This window comes from uncultured Shewanella sp., from assembly GCF_947491715.1.
Taxonomy (GTDB): Bacteria; Pseudomonadota; Gammaproteobacteria; order Enterobacterales; family Shewanellaceae; genus Shewanella.
The window spans coordinates 21,344-40,963 of record NZ_CANLKR010000024.1 but is presented as its reverse complement, the minus strand read 5'-3'; the positions used below and the strand labels follow the sequence as shown (position 1 = coordinate 40,963).

At 38.4% G+C, this 19,620-nt stretch carries 15 protein-coding genes; 7 read left to right on the top strand and 8 right to left on the bottom strand.

Annotation, left to right across the window (positions count from 1 at the left end; all coding sequences use genetic code 11):
* Positions 1-7: 7 nt before the first annotated feature.
* From Q0779_RS15965 to Q0779_RS15955, 3 genes are read left to right on the top strand one after another with little or no spacing between them, the layout of a single operon-like run.
* The gene (locus tag Q0779_RS15965; protein ID WP_298774022.1) at positions 8-925 is read left to right on the top strand and encodes an ABC transporter ATP-binding protein; all 918 of its coding nucleotides are present in this window, start codon (positions 8-10) and stop codon (positions 923-925) included.
* Positions 925-1,743 (top strand): ABC transporter permease subunit, encoded by an 819-nt coding sequence (locus Q0779_RS15960; RefSeq protein ID WP_298774020.1) that lies wholly within the window; start codon positions 925-927, stop codon positions 1,741-1,743. The genes Q0779_RS15965 and Q0779_RS15960 overlap by 1 nt, the downstream gene beginning before the upstream one ends.
* A complete protein-coding gene (locus Q0779_RS15955) occupies positions 1,740-2,234 on the top strand; it encodes a nitrous oxide reductase accessory protein NosL (protein ID WP_298774019.1) in 495 nt (164 codons plus the stop codon). Before Q0779_RS15960 ends, Q0779_RS15955 begins: the two co-directional genes overlap by 4 nt.
* Positions 2,235-2,540: 306 nt before the next feature.
* Here the strand turns inward: Q0779_RS15955 and Q0779_RS15950 are convergent, their stop codons facing one another.
* From Q0779_RS15950 to Q0779_RS15935, 4 genes are all read right to left on the bottom strand, one after another.
* A complete protein-coding gene (locus tag Q0779_RS15950) occupies positions 2,541-3,965 on the bottom strand; it encodes a hypothetical protein (protein WP_298774018.1) in 1,425 nt (474 codons plus the stop codon).
* Between the two features lie 210 nt (positions 3,966-4,175).
* Complete coding sequence (locus tag Q0779_RS15945) at positions 4,176-6,023, bottom strand: hypothetical protein (protein WP_298774016.1); 1,848 nt, start codon at positions 6,021-6,023, stop codon at positions 4,176-4,178.
* 244 nt (positions 6,024-6,267) lie between these two features.
* Positions 6,268-6,990, bottom strand: coding sequence for a hypothetical protein (locus Q0779_RS15940; protein ID WP_298774013.1), 723 nt, complete (start codon positions 6,988-6,990; stop codon positions 6,268-6,270).
* 383 nt (positions 6,991-7,373) lie between these two features.
* Positions 7,374-8,498, bottom strand: coding sequence for a LamG-like jellyroll fold domain-containing protein (locus tag Q0779_RS15935; RefSeq protein WP_298774012.1), 1,125 nt, complete (start codon positions 8,496-8,498; stop codon positions 7,374-7,376).
* 1,145 nt (positions 8,499-9,643) lie between these two features.
* Here Q0779_RS15935 and Q0779_RS15930 point away from each other — a divergent pair.
* The 3 genes from Q0779_RS15930 to Q0779_RS15920 all read left to right on the top strand — a co-directional run bounded on the left by Q0779_RS15930 (position 9,644) and on the right by Q0779_RS15920 (position 12,883).
* The gene (locus Q0779_RS15930; protein WP_298774011.1) at positions 9,644-10,390 is read left to right on the top strand and encodes a hypothetical protein; all 747 of its coding nucleotides are present in this window, start codon (positions 9,644-9,646) and stop codon (positions 10,388-10,390) included.
* 175 nt (positions 10,391-10,565) lie between these two features.
* Positions 10,566-11,327: a M12 family metallo-peptidase gene (locus Q0779_RS15925; RefSeq protein ID WP_298774009.1), complete on the top strand. Its 762-nt coding sequence runs from the start codon at positions 10,566-10,568 to the stop codon at positions 11,325-11,327.
* A gap of 431 nt (positions 11,328-11,758) precedes the next feature.
* A complete protein-coding gene (locus tag Q0779_RS15920; protein ID WP_298774008.1) occupies positions 11,759-12,883 on the top strand; it encodes an alkene reductase in 1,125 nt (374 codons plus the stop codon).
* A 148-nt stretch (positions 12,884-13,031) separates the two neighbouring features.
* Here Q0779_RS15920 and Q0779_RS15915 read toward each other — a convergent pair whose 3' ends face one another.
* Complete coding sequence (locus tag Q0779_RS15915; RefSeq protein WP_298774007.1) at positions 13,032-13,913, bottom strand: RNA pseudouridine synthase; 882 nt, start codon at positions 13,911-13,913, stop codon at positions 13,032-13,034.
* A 141-nt stretch (positions 13,914-14,054) separates the two neighbouring features.
* On the opposite strand from Q0779_RS15915, the gene Q0779_RS15910 reads away from it, so the two are divergent.
* A complete protein-coding gene (locus Q0779_RS15910) occupies positions 14,055-15,776 on the top strand; it encodes a phospho-sugar mutase (protein ID WP_298774005.1) in 1,722 nt (573 codons plus the stop codon).
* Here the strand turns inward: Q0779_RS15910 and Q0779_RS15905 are convergent.
* The 3 genes from Q0779_RS15905 to Q0779_RS15895 form a co-directional block, all read right to left on the bottom strand.
* Positions 15,752-16,144 carry a hypothetical protein gene (locus Q0779_RS15905; RefSeq protein WP_298774004.1) on the bottom strand — a complete coding sequence of 131 codons (393 nt, stop codon included), beginning with the start codon at positions 16,142-16,144 and terminating at the stop codon, positions 15,752-15,754. The genes Q0779_RS15910 and Q0779_RS15905 overlap by 25 nt on opposite strands.
* A gap of 87 nt (positions 16,145-16,231) precedes the next feature.
* Positions 16,232-17,242, bottom strand: coding sequence for an APC family permease (locus Q0779_RS15900; protein WP_298774002.1), 1,011 nt, complete (start codon positions 17,240-17,242; stop codon positions 16,232-16,234).
* Between the two features lie 185 nt (positions 17,243-17,427).
* Positions 17,428-18,948: an APC family permease gene (locus tag Q0779_RS15895; RefSeq protein ID WP_298774000.1), complete on the bottom strand. Its 1,521-nt coding sequence runs from the start codon at positions 18,946-18,948 to the stop codon at positions 17,428-17,430.
* Positions 18,949-19,620 lie beyond the last annotated feature (672 nt).

The following is a 19,620-nucleotide window of genomic DNA, read 5'->3' as shown; positions in this document are numbered from 1 at the left end:
GCCAATTATGACGAAAACAATTGTATCACTGAAAAATGTGAGTCATTTTTATAAGGAAAATCAGGCTTTAAATAATATTAGCTTACAAGTTAATAGGGGGGAGGTACTGGGATTGTTGGGCCATAATGGTGCAGGCAAGACGACAATGATGAAGTTGATTCTAGGTGTCATTAATGCGACTCAGGGAGAGGTGAATGTTTTTGGTTTAAATCCTTATTTAGCAACGGCCATTTCCACTCGTAAAAATATTGGCTATTTACCGGAAAACGTCAAACTTTATGAGCAATTAAGCGCAAAACAAGTGCTGACTTTTTTTGCGAGGCTTAAGTCTGTCAATCGTACCCAAGTCATTGAACTTTTGAAGCAGGTTGAGCTTTATTCTGTAATGAATGATCCTGTTAAAACCTATTCCAAAGGTATGAGACAACGCTTAGGGCTCGCTCAAGCCTTTTTAGGGCGGCCTAAATTACTGTTGTTAGATGAACCGACTGTGGGGTTAGACCCTATTGCAACCCATGAGTTTTATCAGAGTGTGGAAATGTTAAGGCGTGATGGTGCCAGTATTCTTTTATGCTCGCATGTACTACGGGGGCTTGAACCTTATATCGATAAAGCCTTAATTTTGAGTAAAGGAAAGATAGTTGCGATGGGAACTGTAGATGCATTGAGAGAACAGGCTAATTTGCCCATTAAAATTAAAACTCAAGGTATTGATGCTTATCTTAAAAATGATGAGGAGCTGCGACATTTTCTAGTGACACCTTCCATCTTAAAAGTGAATGAAAAAGATAAAATACCAACAATGAAAGCGCTATTAAAGTATGAGACATTGCATGATTTTAATATCGATTCACCGAGTTTAGAGTCACTGTATCAATATTACTTAATGACAACTCAGCAATCTGACATTATTGGGGGGAAATAATGGGGACAATTTTAACGATCGCAATAAAAGAATTTCAAGATGGAGTCAGAAATCGTTGGTTTGTCTCTATTACGATTATATTTTCAATCTTATCTTTAGGGTTAAGTTATTACGGAGCGATTATTTCAGGGGAACTTCAATTTACATCGATTTCGTCTATTATGGCGAGTTTGTCGAGTCTGGCCGTTTTCCTTATTCCTTTAATTACGCTATTGCTTTCATACGATGCATTTGTCGGAGAGCAAGAGTCAGGTACATTACTATTATTATTTACCTATCCAATAAGCCCCAATCAATTACTTTTTGGTAAATTTTTAGGCCATGGACTGATCATCAGTTTATCGACTTGCTTAGGATTTGGCAGTGCTATGGTATTACTGCTTATGCAGTCTTCTTTAGACAATATTATTCCAGCTTTTAGTCTGTTTATTGGCACGGCAATTTTACTCGGCTTGTGTTTTATTAGCATTGCTTATGTGATCAGTTTATCGGTAAATGAAGTCTCAAAGGCTGTTGGAGTGTCACTGATTGTTTGGTTCTTCTTTATTTTTGTTTTCGATTTCGCCTTGTTAGCCATGTTGATTGGCATAAAAGAGGGATTAACGCAGGAACAAATGGTGAATGTGATGTTATTGAACCCCGCTGATTTATTTCGATTGATTAACTTTGCTAGCTTAATGACGGAGGATATTAATGGGGTCTTGGCTGTGGCAATTAATTCGAATTTATCATCATCGATGTTAATGTTTGCGATGTTAAGTTGGATTATTCTTCCCTTGCTGATTGCTGCATTGATATTAAAGAGGAAGACATTATGAAGTGCTGTTATATAAAAAGCCTGTTTAGTTTGATTATGCTGTTGTTTATTGTTGCTTGCGGTGATCCTTCTGCTCAATCCGCCCATCCTGCGGTAAAGATTGGGCCGCAAGATGAGTGTCATCTTTGTGGCATGATTATTGTTAACTTTCCAGGACCTAAGGGAGAGGCTTATACTAAAACTTCGACTAAGGTGAAGAAGTTTTGTTCCACATTAGATTTATTTAGCTTTTTGCTCGATCCCGAATATCAATATCAAATAAAAGAGGTTTATGTTCATGATATGGGAAAAACTCCATGGGAAGCGCCTCAAGACAGTGACTTTATTGATGCTCGAACCGCTTGGTATGTGGTAGGGTCGAGCAAATTAGGCTCCATGGGGAAAACACTGGCCAGCTTTGCCATGAAGAAAGATGCCGATAGATTCATGAAAAAAAACGGTGGGAAAGTATACACATATGATGACATTAATATCACAATGTTAAGACCTTAAGCATATGCAGCATGTGTTATAAAATGCGGCTTGTAATGGCCAATGAATATTGACCATTACAAGGGGGTTGATCTTTTGTGGTTGAATGACGTTTAGTTGGATTTTCTTTATACCATCAGGATAATGGCGGTGTCGCCATCTTTCAGGTTAAGTATTCTGCCATAATCTTTGAGGCGAGTGAGTAATGATGACGAAGAGCACCCAAGGGTCGACTAAATCGAGATAAATTGAATCCAAATTGAACTGGCCCTTATTTCGACGCCATCATACACTCACTATTTACCCGTACTTCATCTTTGGCACCAATCATGGAAGCGGAGCATCCTTAGTCATAGAAAGAAAAATACGCTCACTCAATTTGACGGTGTCACTGAGTTCAATGGTATAAGGTGAGGTCGTCACATTGGGTAAGTCTTCTGCATTTAGACCGTTTAGCCACCAACCCGCTAATTGACATCCTGAACTCATCATCTGTGAAGTGCATTGAACATTGTCAATATCGGGTGCAGGAACCGCGAATTGGTCAAGCAAGGCATGAAGAAAATCACGCGCTAATAACCCCGGTATTAAGTCGGCTTCTGTTTCATCTGATACAGTTATCGCTTCAACCAAAAATGCTGACTCTGAAAAAGAAAACGTCTCCAGAGTCGCAGTAGAGAGATAAGCGACATCCTTTATCAAAGTAGCAAGCTCATCAACAGCAAGCTGTGGATCAACACTGATGCGGTATTGATTTAACAAGGTTATATCTTCCGCCACATTGACCATCAGTGAAAAGGTCGGAATAAACGCCTCAACATCTCCCTCATGTGAAATATCGCAAGTATAGTGTTCATCAATATAAAGATCAGCATTAAAGGTTTGGTTAAGTAGAGTGTGTAGCTCAGTGGCTATATTGCTGGAGTCGTTTGTCAAAGGCCACTCAAAAACGCCTTCTGGCATGACATTACCGATTAATGGTGTCGCGAGTGTTTCAATGCTACTCACAATACCTATCGGTACGCCGTTAACTGGGGGGTAAGCTTGCTCTCGATGTAATAATAATCTGGCAGTGTTTACAAAATCAAACGCTTCGATATCGCCATATCCTCTAAATTGAGTCAATTCACCCATCGATTCAAACGTGGCCGTATACAGTGCCTGTTTTTCACTAAGATCCGCTGCAGCAGCATCTGCTTGGGATAAAAACTGCGCCAGATCATAAACGTCGCTTTCAAGGTCTACAATATCAGCCTCTAGTCGATAAATATCCCTGTCAAGATCAGCGATGATAGCCTCTAATGGGTTAACTGTGCCCTGTTCATAGTCTCTTTCTCTTTTTCGAAGATCTCTATAGTGTTGATATTCAGCGCTACAATCTTCCCGAGTACATTCACGATAAAGCTGTTTTGCCTGTGCTGTTTCTTCTTGCAATCGCTCAAGGTGCTCGTGAGCCAATAAAAGCGTTTGTACTCGCTCAAGCCTATTGAGAGTAAACGCCTCTAGTTGACTTGTTTGCAACTGTAACTGGGCTGTTTTTTGGTCAAAGCTTAGTTGTTTCTGTTCACGCTGCTGACGGTATACCTCATTAAGCATAATCGAATATTCTAAATCCAGCTTTGCCTGCTCTATGGTTTCACAGGATCTTTCATCGCTGAACACGGTGCGACTAATCAACTCATAGCCTGCGTAAGCTTGATTGGATGTTGCATTAACTGCTGACACACTATGGGTGTTAGCAGCGCTCAACATCCCCAGGATGCCAAGTAGAAGCTGAGGGAAACATCGTCTGAGGGTGAATTCTCTTGCTTTAATGTCCATATTTAAACCGCCAATTTATGTTAATTTTTCAATGCATTATTAATTGAGAAATAATCATTTATTTTTGATGTAACGATTAACTTTCTCAACATAAGTAAAAGGGACCCAGTTTATCCAGATCCCTTTTAATCCCTTTAGCGACTATTCACTTCGCTCTGGGGGAAAGTTAATGGCGTAGTCATAGTTAATAAAGAAATAGTCAGTGACTGTTTCACTTGACTCATAATCATGGCTTTGCTCATAGGATGTCATCGCAGTAGAACTCCCCCCCCAAATGGAGCCTATACCATAGAAAAACCATCCACCCCAGCACCGATAACCCCAACCAAATAGGCAAGTGCGCTGAAGTTGATTGGAAAGCTGAACGGTATAAGACTCAGGCACTGGTACAAAGTCCAGATTAGGATCTTCTACCATACCTCGACGACCGACTGCATCAAGCACATCTGTAAGCAACCGAGCACGAACAACCTCTGTCAGCGCTTTTTTGTCATCATCACTAAGCTTGTCATTAACGGCATCGGCGGTAAAGGTCATTTCAAACGCTCGGCTATCTTTAAATTCTTCTGTGACTTCGTTTTTGCTGCTACTGTTAAAGAAACCACGTGATTGAGTGACTTTTTTAACCACTTTTAAAAACTCACTGCGGTTATAAGTCGCTTCATAAGACGCATTGGCTCTGACATCAAATGAATAGGCAATTTTGGGGGCTAAATACTCGCTAAAATTATTGGCGTAGACGGCGAACTTTTCATCCTGAGGTAAGCCATCAGTCCCTTCAATCATTGTGCAAGAAGATCTTAACAACAGACCCGTCTGGCCGGTAAAACTATCTGACCATCCATTTAAAACATTATCTTCAGGGCCCTCACCTAAACCATCAGGCATATCTTCAAAATCGTGTCTGGCACCTATACCACCAATATTTAAATAGGTCCAGGCAAGACCGGGTGCGCTAGCAAGTCCAGGGCTATTCACCAAAATTTCTGGTGACGTACCAATTGAAATCACCGGATTATAGACATCGACACGGCGAATATTTTTTCCGGGGTTAAGTGCTGCAAAGGCCGCAATTTCATCACCCCAAAGCGTTTGGTATTCCATATTAAGCTGACCGCCATAAATGCCTGCGATCTCTTTATACATGCCAGCAAGAAAGACTTTCTCCTGAGTTACTAACATCCTCATACTTTGAATTCTGCCGGCGTTCTCAAGGAGTTCATCTTCAAAGCCATCCAAAATACCGTCTGCTGTCTCATACTCATACTCTGCATCGTAAAAACTGTCTTGAGTATCTCGCAAGACGTTTCTTGCTAGGGTGTACTCATCTCTTGCAAATTTGTAATCCTCATACTCGAGAGAACAATAATCACGCCAATCTACTCCTCGATAATCTGCATCTTCTCGGCATTGATAAAAATCATCTTTCGCATCTATCTGGGCATTTTCCGCTGCTCGCTCATTATCTTCTGCATCTTTCACCGCCCTCTTAGCGATATCCATGACCGCTTTTGTATGAGACACTTGTGCGCCAGCGGTATCTATTTCAACCTTGAAATCTGTTGGAATTTTCAGGCCATTGTTATCGAGACGAAAGACAGGCAAATTATTTTCAATGACTGGGCGACCACTGTCGTCTAGCTCAAACTCATACAATCCATAATCAACCATATTTGCAAATAACTGCTCACTTAACAAAACAAGCATGGTGTTTGCATTTTGTTCACTGGCTCTGACAATGGCCAAATCAGTACAATAACTTGGATTTTGTGGTGCGTAACTTGTGAGTGATACGGCACCTTTTTCAGGTGGCGCAATATATATGTCAGTACTGCTCGCACCGTGAAACCATCGAGTGCTATCAACATGACTACTCGGCACGTTTACATCACTTTCATAATCTGGATTAATAACAGGCGTTGCAAATGCCTGTCCTCCCGCCACAGAGATAACACTTGCTAGTAGCAATTTTTTAAAATTAACACTCATGTATATATTCCTTTATAATGACACTCATTAAAAATGTTCGGCGGCACATTTGCCAAACATACTCTTTCTGTACCAAGTGCTGTTGAGCCTCGATACAAAAATTATTTACCATTCTTATTTACGACTATTATTTACTGCTCTTATTTACCATTCTTATTTACGATTCTTATTTACAATTCTTATTTACGATTCTTATTTACGATTCTTATTTACCATTCATATTTACGACTCTTATTTATCACTCTTATTTACCACTTAAAAATGCGATTTCTTCTTCAGCCAGTTGCTCGTCTTCTGCTTTTCTTCTGGCCTCTCGTTCTAACAGGCGTTGTTGGTAATTTTCTGTTACCTGCTGTTCTATGAGCTGTCGCTGAGCCAAGGACAATGGTTGCGGTAAGGGAAACTCGCCACTGTTAATGTCTTCTTGCAGTTGATTAACTTGAGATGTTAATACTGCGATATTTTTTTCCGATATTGATTCCCTGAGTTTGGCGGTATAGGCAAACAACATGGAAACGGCTTGCCTATCATCTCCGTTAACGCCGCCATTATTGATCCTGTTAACAATATCGTGATCCATATAAAATTGACTCAGCCTTTCATTGAGTGCCTCTAAGCTTTGATGATCTAAGGTGTCTACAACCTTTACGTCATCAAGTGCTAGAAATAATCTTGCTATTTCACTATCAAGCTCAGATAGCTTATTGACGATTTGTGACTGTTTTTTTTCTTTTAGTGCTTCTTTGATATCATGATGACCATCTAAATGAACACTCTCAGCAAGCATTTCATTTGAATCCCAATTCCACTCAGGCTTATCACTCTTTTTACTTAATGATATTTGCTGCTCGGCGTCATTCTCATTAACGAGACTTGGCTTTTGCGCTTTGTCGTCGTTATAAAAGGTGACAAGAATCATTACAAGCAGAGCAAAACCACAAAAAAGACCCGCTACCACTTTTTTCATTACTACCTCCTTATAGTTAAAGAATAAAAATGTAATTAATCTGGACACGAAATAATGAGTGTCAGAAATAAATTAAAATTGATTGTGTTTCATTGTTTATCAATTGGGTGTTGCTTATCTCCTAAAGAGCCTTAACTCTGTTGGAGTATGAGATTGGTAGAATGGAAGTTGTATTAACAGTAAAACAAAATAAAAATAAGGTAAAAGTGCTGTTACCTTTTTAATTGTCTGTTTTTATGCAATATATTGTTTTCTTTGGTCACAAAATAGTCATATTTTTAATGTGATTTTTATGTCGGTATATCGGTATAAAGAGTGTGAGAATATACTCGGGAAGATCCCGAGTTGGGTGGAATGATGGTGAATTGAATTAAGGTTGTGGGTTATACACCACCTTTGGTGGCAATACTGTAGCAACGTCTAGGATTGCCTTGCTTAAAGAGACTGCTGATTTCATGTTGACTTAATTGTCTGTGATAGAGGTTAATTGCGCCGATAGCCCCTTTGAATAAGCCTGTAGTATAAGAAGAGCGACTGCCTATTCTGAGTGGTTTATCATTTGCCAGTGATGTCATTCTGTCAGTGGGATCGGCGATGGCAATCAGTTTTCCATCTAGATAAAAACGCATGCCTTGAGGGCTATCTCGATCAATGGACACGGCGATATGGTGCCAGTCACCATCGGCGATAAAGCCATTTGAATGATAAAGGCTACAAGAAGAGTGAGGTTGCAAACAATACCAAGTACCATTGCCGGTGGCGAGTTGAAAAGAGAGTAAACCGTCATCGATATAGAGTACATAGCCTTTGACATCTTTTTCTTGATCTTCAAAGCGTTTATCGACAATGACTCTTTGGCCCATCGCTTGTGTGCGGATCCAAGTATCGATAGCAAAATCCTCTTCCTGTATATCGAGTCTATCTTGGTCTTCAATTTCGATGTAATCATCGAGTCCATCAAGACAAAAAGCCAAATCTACTTGCTTTTTAGCCAGCCGTACACTGTTATCGATACTCATATCCAATGAGACTTGGTTAGTGCCTTTAATCTTAATAAAAGCCAAGCTCATTAAACTCAAAAGTATTGTCAAGCTGATCACGGTATATTGATGCAAAGAAAGGTATTTTGATTTTCTTTTTGGCGGAGCGGATTTAATCCAAGTTAATGCGTTATCTATGTAATACCCCTGTCCCCGCCGATTTTGTATAGACAGGCTTTGTTGATAGGGCGCTAAAGACTTACGCAGTAAACTTATCCTTTGCTTGACATTTTCTTCTCCAGTGATCACATTCTTCCATACTAAAGTGAGTAATGTGTCACATGATAGAGGAACCGGAGAATGCAAGAGCAATGTTTTTAATAATTGAAATGATAAGTCTGATAATATAATTTCAGTATGATGATGAAAAACTTTTTGTTTTTTAAAGCAAATATATAATTCACTTATTTTTACACCACTGACACTGTTTTCATCAATGGGATGTCCTTGTAATAATGCTTGGTGCATGGCTGATTCCTTTCAGTAATGCGGTCTATCTTTTAAAGGTGTAAGTATTCAAGCTAGGTACAGTAACGTCAAGTGTTATTTAATTTGAGATAGACTGCGTGAATGTTGACTGGAATCGAAAAGCTATCTCTTGTCGTAACGATTTAACTTTTTATTGCTGTTATTTCCATATTCGATGGCGACATTTCTTTTTTCAGGCTGCAATGAGAGTGAAATATTGATGATTATGGGCTGATATTTTTCATTGGGCTTAACCTCTTGGGGAGCCGGTTGATTCTTCCTCACTGAATGTGACTGAATTGTATTTCTAATAGGGGATCATCAAAGTCAACAATCCCAGTATCATCAGAATATTTGATGTAGCCAACTCATTGCGCTACTAAAGCGAAGTGATCCTATAGCCCCTAAAGGTGTTTGTATTTTTGATCAATGTCGTTGCGCGGATCCAAAACCGTAACATTAACTAAAGTTTAATAAAAAGTTCAAAAATAATTGTATAGCTGTAATGGTTCAAAATTACGCGCAACTTAACGTTATACTCTGATGATTCACTTTTAATTAGTGTTAATTACTGCTTTTTGTCTGATTTGCAATATACTTAAATACGTTAATGCATTATTAGAATAACATATATTAATTATATATTGTTTACAGTGATTTACTTTTTTTTACATTGTTTTCATCAGGTTAGTTTTTCCGTTGTGAGGTCTCTATATGAAAATGAAAGTGAAAATAGTCGCTGACAAGCTGTTTTTATTTGGTGTTATAAACCAGAATAGGTGTGATTTCCCATTTTAAATGAGTATCAAACATAATTTATAAGTGTTTATATCTTTTTTTAAGTTTAATTAAATAATAAAGTATTGCGATGTAATTATCGTTTTACATCGATATAACATAAAGGTAGATTTGAATTATCAACAAAGTAAGTGCGAATAGGTTTTATACACTGACAGTATTCGTTATCTATTAATCACGATAAAAAGTTTGGTCAATGTTATTTTCAAGAATTTATTTCATAAAATATTTAATGGTCATTGATATGTGTGGTTTTTAAATATTGAAGTTGCCGATTGTGTTTTTAATAATACTGTTTTTATGATGGTAACAGTATAGTAGTAATAGATTTTAATAGGGGACTTTTTATGAGAAAAAAAGTATTCATTATGGGAAGTATGATCACCATCTGCTCCCTTGGTTTTTATCTATATGACTTAAAAATTAGTCATACGAACGAAGACAATTTATCCTCTAAGGTCAATATTGTTTCGACTAAAGAGCTTATGTCAAATTCAAAGGTTGTACCTGTATTATCAAAAGAAAAACAACATTTTACTGTTGATGAGGACTTAGAGGAAAAAGTACTTAAAGAAGGTGAGTATATTGATGAGCTCATGTTTTTGTCATCACCAGAGGCTGAGGATGTCTTAAAAGCATCTGGTAAACTTCGAGAAAACCTTGAAGGAGAAGTTTATTTAAATATAAATGCTAAAGAGCTGTTGGCATTAAATATAGGAGATACTTTCCGATTAGATATACCTGAGTTAGATATTTTTTATGATATTGAAGTAAATGATACATTTGAAGATCAATTTGGTAATAAAACGATTAAAGCATTAGTGCCTGATCAAGATATGATATATAGCTCAGTATTCACAATTAATGAGCGTGCTATTTATGCCAATGTATCGACGCCGGATGGAATATATGTCATGCAGGGCAATGGTCAATATGCATGGATGGCTGAAACGAATGATTTAAGTCGTGATGTTATTATGGATTCCATCGAAAATAATAGTACGGATAATCCACATGACTATGAACATGAACATCAAGAAGTGCTGAAACCTATGGCTAGTGGAATGAATAAAGAAAGAATCGAGATTCAATGATAAAGCATAATAATGAATCTAATAACAAGTTAATTAAAACTATAGAGTATCAATGGAGGTGAAGTTAAATTAATGATCATGTAGTAGATCTATAAATGACTAAAGTAGTGCAAGTCTATAAATAAAAATAAAATCTATAAAAATTATTATAAAAATAAATTTACGGAGAGTTATTATGATAAATGTTATTACAAAAAAAGCATTATTAGGCCTATCAATTTCGGCATTAATGTCGACATCAGCATTGGCAACGGATGTTATCGTTGGTGCTTATTATACGCCTGATGCTGCGAGCAGAAGTTTTGATATTCAGGCAGAAATTTCAAATATGGTGGCGACTGCGAATCAATATTATGCGAATAGTGGTTTATCCATTAATTTAAAATTATCGGCGACGCCTTATGGATTAGATCAGAATATTATTGCTTCAACTGCGAGTCTTAGAAGCATTTATCGAGATTCAACTATTCGAAATTGGAGGGATGAATATAAAGAAGATTTCGTTGTGGTATTTGGTTCCTACGCACCTGCAGGGAATGGCTTTGTGACATGTGGTATCGCTGGCGATATATATGGCATGAAGATTTTCCCATTTGATTATAGTAACTACGACAGTTATGCTTTCAATGTTACAGGGACAAACTGCGGTAATACAACCATGACATTTATCCATGAGCTTGGGCATAACATGGGTCTAGGTCATTCGGTTAAACAAGGCGCTGTCGGTGGAGTGTATGATTATGGTGTGGGCTATGGTGTTGATTATGAATTTTCAACAATCATGGGGTACCCGCATGAATTTAACACGACTAATCAGTTAGCGGTATTTTCGGATCCTGATAGGACGTGTACATCTGGTTATGCCTGTGGTCGCAGTGATGCTGATGCTCAAAAAGCCTTAAGTCTTGTCACCAATGCCATTGCTGCATTTAGATAAGCTCACATAAGAGGCATAAACTGTCGAGATAAATTTGAATGTTCGAATTTATCTCGTTTTAATATTTTTGAGCCTAAAAGCGTTTAGCTTTCGATTAAATTTTGTATTTTTAAATCATTGAAGCGAGATTTTACACTATTTAAATGGGATTGTTTTTTACACAGCGGGCTTATTCTCGTTAAAGTCACTTTTATCTTTTCATTGATAATATATGATAGTCATATAAAATTGTTTATATTGATTTATTTTATTCCTTTCTTCTTATAGATCCTAGTTCAAATGGCATTAACGACGTTCATATTAATATAACCAAAATTAATGGTATCTAAAACAATTATTAGTTGTTTTTAATTGTATCTTAATTTTCTTATCATTCGCTATCGATCGATAGTTTCAATATTTTTAATGTCATTTCTATTAGGGAAGTCATCATGAGCAATACCGCACTATTTAGTGAAGTCCAGTTGGGTCAATATACTTTGAAAAATCGCTTCGTCTTACCGCCATTAACACGTTCACGCAGTACTCAACCGGGCAATATTGCTAATGCATTAATGGCTGATTATTATCAACAGAGAACGGGAGCTGGATTTATGGTGACTGAAGGGACACAAATTGAACCTCGCGGGCAAGGTTACGCATGGACACCAGGTATATATTCACAAGCACAAATAGAAGGTTGGAAGAAAGTGACAAAGGCGGTGCATGCGAAAGGGGGGATTATTTTTGCACAGCTTTGGCATGTGGGGCGAGTGTCACATACCTCTTTGCAACCCGGTGGAGAAGCACCTGTTGCCCCTTCGGCTATTCGTGCCGATGCAGTGAAGGTCTTCGTTGAAACGGGACCGGGAAAAGGTGAATTGACTTGTCCGAGTGTGCCGAGGGCATTACGTACTGATGAAGTAAAAGATTTAGTTCGCTTCTATACTCAGGCGGCAAGAAATGCAATCGAAGCAGGCTTTGATGGTGTCGAGTTACATTGTGCAAATGGTTATTTGGTCAATCAATTTATCTCTGAACATACCAATCGTCGCGATGATGAATATGGTGGTAATTTAACTAATCGCTTGCGCTTTTTAAAAGAAGTTGTGGCCGCAGTATCTGAAGCTGTAGGCAGTCATCGATTAGGGGTACGCTTTGCTCCCTTATTTGAGAGTACGGATGAAGATCGTGTCTATTTGGGGTTAGTCGAGAGTGATCCTCATACAACCTACATCGAAGCCATTAAAGTGTTAAATGAAGCTGGGGTTGCTTATTTATCATTGGCGGAAGCTGATTGGAATGATGCGCCTGATCTGCCTGTGGATTTCTATCAAGATGTGCGTGATATCTTTAATGGCTGTATCATGTATGCGGGTCGTTATTCAGCCGAAAAAGCGCAGCATGTATTCGATCAAGGCTTTGGTGACATCTTTGGTTTTGGGCGTCCTTTTATCGCTAATCCGGATTTGCCTGAGCGGATCCGTAATGGTTGGCCTTTGAATACGGTAGACACAACAAGTTTATATGGTGGTAATGATAAGGGTTATACTGATTACCCTTATTATCAACTTTAAATTTTTATATCATTGATTTTTCATCATACATTTATAGTGCTTTACTCTGAGAAATCAGGGAAAAAGAGATGAAAAAGTGAAGGGTGATTGAATAGGGTCGCTGTTTTATGCCAAGAGTGCTCACGGGTATAGAATAGCGATTAAGGTGCTATTTCAGACTTGGCCTGAAATGTTCAGGCAGCAAAAATTGTTTCTGCTGATGGGTGAGTGGACAAATAAATTCAAAAAAACTAGAGGTGAGTTGTAAATTGATACTGTTGCTGCCTGCATGTCCATGAAGCCTATCGCCGACAACGGGATGCCCAATACTGGCCATATGGATTCTAATTTGATGTTTTCGACCCGTTTCTATGGTGACTTTCACCAATGACTGATTTTTATCTAAGCAGTACTCAACAGGTTCGATATAAGAAATGGCTTTTTTATTATCGACGGGAGTAGAAATGGTCAGTTGTTTTTGTTGTTTCGCTTCACCTAATGATGGGATTAAATGCGAGCCGTTTCGAATATCACCTTCAACAATGACATAGTAATATTTTTTAAGTGTGCGTAATGCGAATAACTTGGCCAGTGCTGCAGCCATTTTTTTACTATGGGCAATAATGATAAGCCCTGTGGCTGCTCTGTCTAATCTGTGCACGATATAGGCGGGACGACAGGGTGTTGTTTGAGTTTCCACAAAACGCTGAATAGTGGTGTGATCGCTCCATTTCGAGCCTTGGCATCGCATACCATAAGGCTTATACCACAGACTATACTCTCCTTCGTCAAATAATAATTTCGCAGCTGACACGGTTTCATTGAGCACATCTTCATTGTAATAAAGATGAAGTTCATCATTGATGCAATAGTGTTTTTTCGCGCGCCTTAAACGTTGAGTTTGTTTTCCTCTGGTTAACCATACCGCACCTTTTTTCATGCACTTCTTAAGGGTTTGTAGCGAAAGGTTAGCAGTGTCGGCAAGGATTTTTAGGCCGTCTTGTTGTTGGCTATCGATTTTAATGTGAATTTCTTGTTTTGAGGCGGGCATAGATCACGCAGATAGTTTTTATTTCGGCTCATATTTTACATCAATTCATTACACTATGGGTATAGTTATCTAAACTAATCTCATGTTATTGCGTTCATAAGCTTGATGGACAATTAACGCGATCTGATAAGGGGAAATTTGATGAATACAAAATTAATGCAAAGTGTGCAGCAATGGCTTGAATGGGATTGTGATGTCAATACGCAGCAAGAGTTGCAGCATTTGATTGATGAAGGTAATGAATCACAACTGCTAGATCGTTTCTCAAGCCGATTAGCCTTTGGTACAGCAGGTCTTCGAGGGAAAGTGGGGGCGGGTCCAATGCGAATGAATCGTTTAGTGGTACAACAAACATCAGCAGGGTTAGGAAAATACTTGATGCAGCATATTGAGCATGCTGAAAATAAAGGTGTCATCATTGGTTATGATGGTCGTCATGACTCTAAACAGTTTGCCGAAGATGCGGCCGATGTGCTATTGGCAATGGGCATTAACGTATATCTTACTTATCAAACAGCGCCTACTCCTCTCGTTGCCTTTGGGGTTTTGCATTTAAAGACTGCTGCGGGGGTGGTGATTACGGCGAGCCATAATCCTCCTGAGTACAATGGTTATAAAGTGTATTGGGAGAATGGGGCGCAAATTATTGCACCTCATGATACTGGCATTGCTGCGTGTATTGAAGAAGCGGCAAGGAAACCCCTCTTTAGGCAATCATTAAACATTGGTGTTGAAGGTAAAAAGGCAGAGAAACTTGATGAAGTCTTTTATCAAACGTATTTGAGGGCGATATTACAATCAAAAGAGCTGAGTAATCATACTCAGCCATCATTAGTGAGCTTAGCTTACACGGCCATGCATGGCGTGGGGGCTGAATTGGCAGAGGCCTTATTGAAAGAGGCGGGTTTTGATGCGGTATACAGTGTAAAGGAGCAGCGTGAGCCAGATGGTCATTTTCCAACAGTGAATTTTCCTAATCCTGAAGAAAAAGGCGCGATGGATTTAGTCATAGCACAGGCGAGAAAACAGCAAGCCATGTTAGCTTGTGCCAACGATCCTGATGCAGACCGTTTTGCTGTGGCATTAAGGCTTGATGATGAATATCAAATGTTAACAGGTGATCAAGTTGGAGTGTTGTTAGGACATTATTTGTTGAGTTTTTCTGCTCCTTATCAACGATTGATCTGTACGACTATTGTGTCTTCGAGTTTGTTGGCGAAAATTACTGCTGATTTTAATGGACATTGCTGTATCACGCTGACGGGTTTTAAGTGGTTAATGAATGTAGCGATGGCTGAAAGCCTGCCTGAACGGCAATTTTTATTCGCTTATGAGGAAGCCTTAGGTTATTGCATTGGCGGGATGGTTAAAGATAAAGATGGACTTTCTGCATTATTGGCCTTTACGCAACTCACCGCTGAACTTGCCAGCCAAGGGCAAACTATTTGGGATCGTCTTTATCATATTTATCAAAAGTATGGTTTTCATCTTAATGAGCAAGTCAGTATCGCACTGCAAGAGAGCACGCCGAATATTGGTGCTTATTTACGAGAACATCGACCTGAAAAAATTGCCAATTTAACCGTTTTATCCATTGATGACTTGAGTCTTTCGAGACGTTTCAATCTTGATGGCAGTACAGAATTATTATCGCTTCCACTCAGTGATGTGTTGATTTATCAATTGGAAAAAGGGGCGCGTGTTATTGTTAGACCATCTGGAACTGAGCCAAAAGTGAAATGTTATTATGAGATAGTAGAGCCGATGAGAGCAAATGAATCATTGGTGCAAGTTCAATCTCGTGCAAAAATGAATATGGCTGTGCTGATCCAAGAACATCAAGCTGGGTTACCGGTTGAGTGATCCTCTTGTGGGTGTTTTTGGTGCTGTCTACAAAGTGTGACATAACGGGAGTCGGTCACCAGTAAAAAAAAGAGCACTGAGATAATAATGTGCCCCCATAAAACTTCGTTAAAATATAATAGCCAAAGAAAAATGACGAAAGGAGAGCTGAAAAGTAGGCTGTTTTTCAACTGTTCCTTTCCTTGTGTTAAGGTGTAGCTCACTGATAATATTGATAATAATATATTGACTAACAGTATGTCTTTATTGGGGAGGGTGTACATGATGATGGATGTGGCAATAAAAACGGGAAAGGCGAATATTTTAGTGTGTGGGCTTAAGGCTGCCATACTAATAGGGGCAGCCATGTAACCAATAAGGTGCAACATTGTGACAGTGACCATAAGCTCTGACCAGTTTTGGGCTTGCATTAAAAATATTACGGCGATAAAAAAGTTAGTCAGCATAGCCGGAATTTAAATGTTTTTTGTCGGATGGAGTTGTCGACTTAAAAAATGTGGTGCCTGCTTTTCTTTTGACAGGCCATAGAGCATACGTGATGCACTGCCTAAAAAGCTATATCCTACAGCAGAGGGGGTAATAACACTGTCTACCAGCAGTAATAAAGTAAGAAAATGTAGCCCTAAGGCTAGAGTGAGTCCAACGATGGGGGAGCTCATGTTGAGGCCTTGCCAGCCTTGTGTGAGTTTATCACTGGGCATGGCTCCCATAAAACTAAATTGAAGCAGTAAATAGAAAATCAAGATGATGATAATAGAGAGCACAATACTCAGTGCGATATTGCGTTTTGGATCGCGGATTTCGCTGGCAAAAGCTGTAATGATTTGAAAGCCGTTAAATGCGTAAATGATCCCCGAGGAGACTATCGCTGGAAAGACATCGCTCATTGAATAATGATTATTATCAATTTGAGTAAAGTTATCGGTATTGATATGCGAGACTAAAAGGACTGTTATTACAAATAAAGGCGTAAAAATTTTTAGAAGCGTAATGATATTATTGATTTTAGATAATAGTTTTATCCCATACCAGTTGATTAATAAATAGAAGCAAATGAAAGCAACGCCAAGGCTTTTTCCTAAGCCAGTCAATTGACGATCGACCATTATCAGCTCTCCCATAAAGGGGGCTAAATATTGCGTAGAAGCTTGCGCTTCTGTGGCGATAACAATGGCAATCCCAAACCAGGCTGAAAAGGCAAATGGGATCCCAAATACAGCATTATGACTAATGGCGGTGATCCTTGCATTGACGCCTCGATAAGGATATTGCGCGATAACGTGGGATAAGCATAATGCAATAGCAATAATAAATAGAGCAGCAAAAATCCACGTAATAAAGGCGTAATTGCCAGTATTCTTAGCCAGAAGTTGTGCGCTGAAAAGCCAACCAGAACCGACCATGCTCGTGCAGCAGAGTAAAATGCTACTTAAAAGTGATAATTTGTGTGTATTTGAATGAGGCATTTTCTATGGTCGTCACATTCGTGGCCAAATGAGGCGTAAGTTATGAATTTATTATGGCAGTAATTGAAGTCGATGCTGATATTATTAGTCGGTTAGGTGAGTGAGAGTTGATATGGATGCACAGTTTTTATTTGACAAATTGATGCCAGCTGCAATCAGTATTGCAGCTGGCATGTATAATGGACTTAAACTTGAGTGGCGTGTTCTTTATTGTCTATTTTTTCGCTGGGATTGTTGTGCTCTCTGTGCAGATTTTTAAATTGCTTACAAGTATCCACATAACGAGAGTTTGTAACGAAAAGAAAGAATAACGTGGCTAATATAGCAGCAATGATCATGGAATGGCTAAAATAGATTAACCAGAAGAAAATGAGTGTTGGAGTACCGAAAATAAGGCTTTCTTTAATATGTTTACGGCCGTTTATTACCATGTAGCTTATGGATAAAACTGTTATGACTAGATTACTTAATAGAATATCATGAGAAGGCACGGTCATCATGAGCAATGTAATGGTGACAAAGATAACTAAACCAAATGGTTTTGTTTTGGGCTTTAGGGCTGACATGCTCACCGGCGCAGCCATAAAACCAATCAAGTGTAGCATAGTGACGATGACCATCAGGCCTGCCCAGCTTTGAGCTTGTAATAAAAAGGCCACTGCTATGGTGAAATTAATCATCATAGAAGGAACTGAAAAACCTCTGTTTGGATTAATGTATCGACTTAAGAAACTGGGGGCTTGTTTCTCTTTTGACATGGCATAGAGCATTCTCGATGAGGTGCCTAAATAGGTATACCCAACAGCAGAAGGTGCGATGATACTATCAGAAAGGAGTAAGAGGGTTAGGAAGTTCAATCCGAGTACCATAGTTAACCCAACGATGGGAGATGCCATGTTTACCCCTGCCCAACCTTGAGAAAGCATGTCTTTAGGAATCGCAGCCATGAAGGCGAATTGTAATAATAAATAGAAGGCAAGTACTATGCCGACGGAGATTAAAATCGTTAATGGAATATTTCTTTTTGGATTTTTAATTTCGCTTGCAAAAGAAGCAACAACTTGAAAGCCATTAAATGCGTAAATCATACCAGAAGAAACAATCGCGGTGAGAATGGTTGTTGGGGAATAATGTGCATTATTTATTTGGGTGAAATTACTGATATCGACGTGAGAGGCTAACAAAATGGCGATAACAAATACTGGCGTAAAAATCTTTAACACGGTAATGGTGTTATTGATTCGTGCGAGGAGTTTTAATCCGTACCAATTAATCAGTAAATAGACACAGAGTAGGCCTATGCCTATTGCTTTTCCTGTGAGGGTGAGCGCCCCATTTTGCATCACGCCTTTACCAAGAAAAGGGGCAAGGTATTGGGTTGTTGCTTGGGCTTCTGTTGCGATTACTACAGCAACACTAAACCAGTTTGCAAAAGCAAAAGGCATCCCAAAGGTGGCATTGTGACTGATCGCACTCATTCGAGTGGTTGCACCTCGATGGGGATGATCGGAAACCACATTGGCAATACACATCCCTATTCCAATAATGATAATGGCCGCGACTATCCAAGATAGAAAGGCATAGTTTCCTGCTTTTTGAGCGACTAACTGGGAGCTAAATAGCCAACCTGAACCGACCATACAGGTGCAACATAGTAAAACAGCACTAAAGAGTGATATTTTATGTTTTTCTCTTGTCTTTGTCATTGTGAACTCTTACTTCAATTATCGTTATTATGGGGATAGCGAGGGATACAAGAGAATATTGAATAGCAGTTTATTTATGGTTGATTGAGCAATATTCTATATATGTATTACCATGCTTTTTATTATTACTATTTGTATTATTGGATTTTTTCAACTTCATCAATGTGGAATATTGATGGTGACTCATGTCTGATAATCAATATAACGGTATTTATCTTTTCCTGTAAATAATAAAGTAATTAATATTGAAGGTTTTCTTCTTATTGTTAATGAGACTCTTGCTATTTTTTGGTTTTAAAATTATTTAATTTTAAGTTGTTGATTTATATTTTTATATTTTTATTTTTCCGTGTTTCTTTTTTTTAATGTAAGGTTGATTTTTTGATGGAAATATAATAAAAATTAATTTCCCATTGTGATAAATAGAATTTATCTATTTATTACAGTCGCTTTTTTTTATATTAAAAGTGGTTTTGTGGTTAAGTTAAGTTTACTTTGAGGTGTGATCCTTCAATGTGTTAATTATTTTTATCAACTTAATTACATATAATATCTAATTATTACTTATTTTAAACGTATTTTATTGCATTTTTTATTATAAAACGTTTTTTATTTGGTTTTAAATGAGGTTATTCAGGTTAAATTAAGGGACTGTCACAGCAAACTATCCTT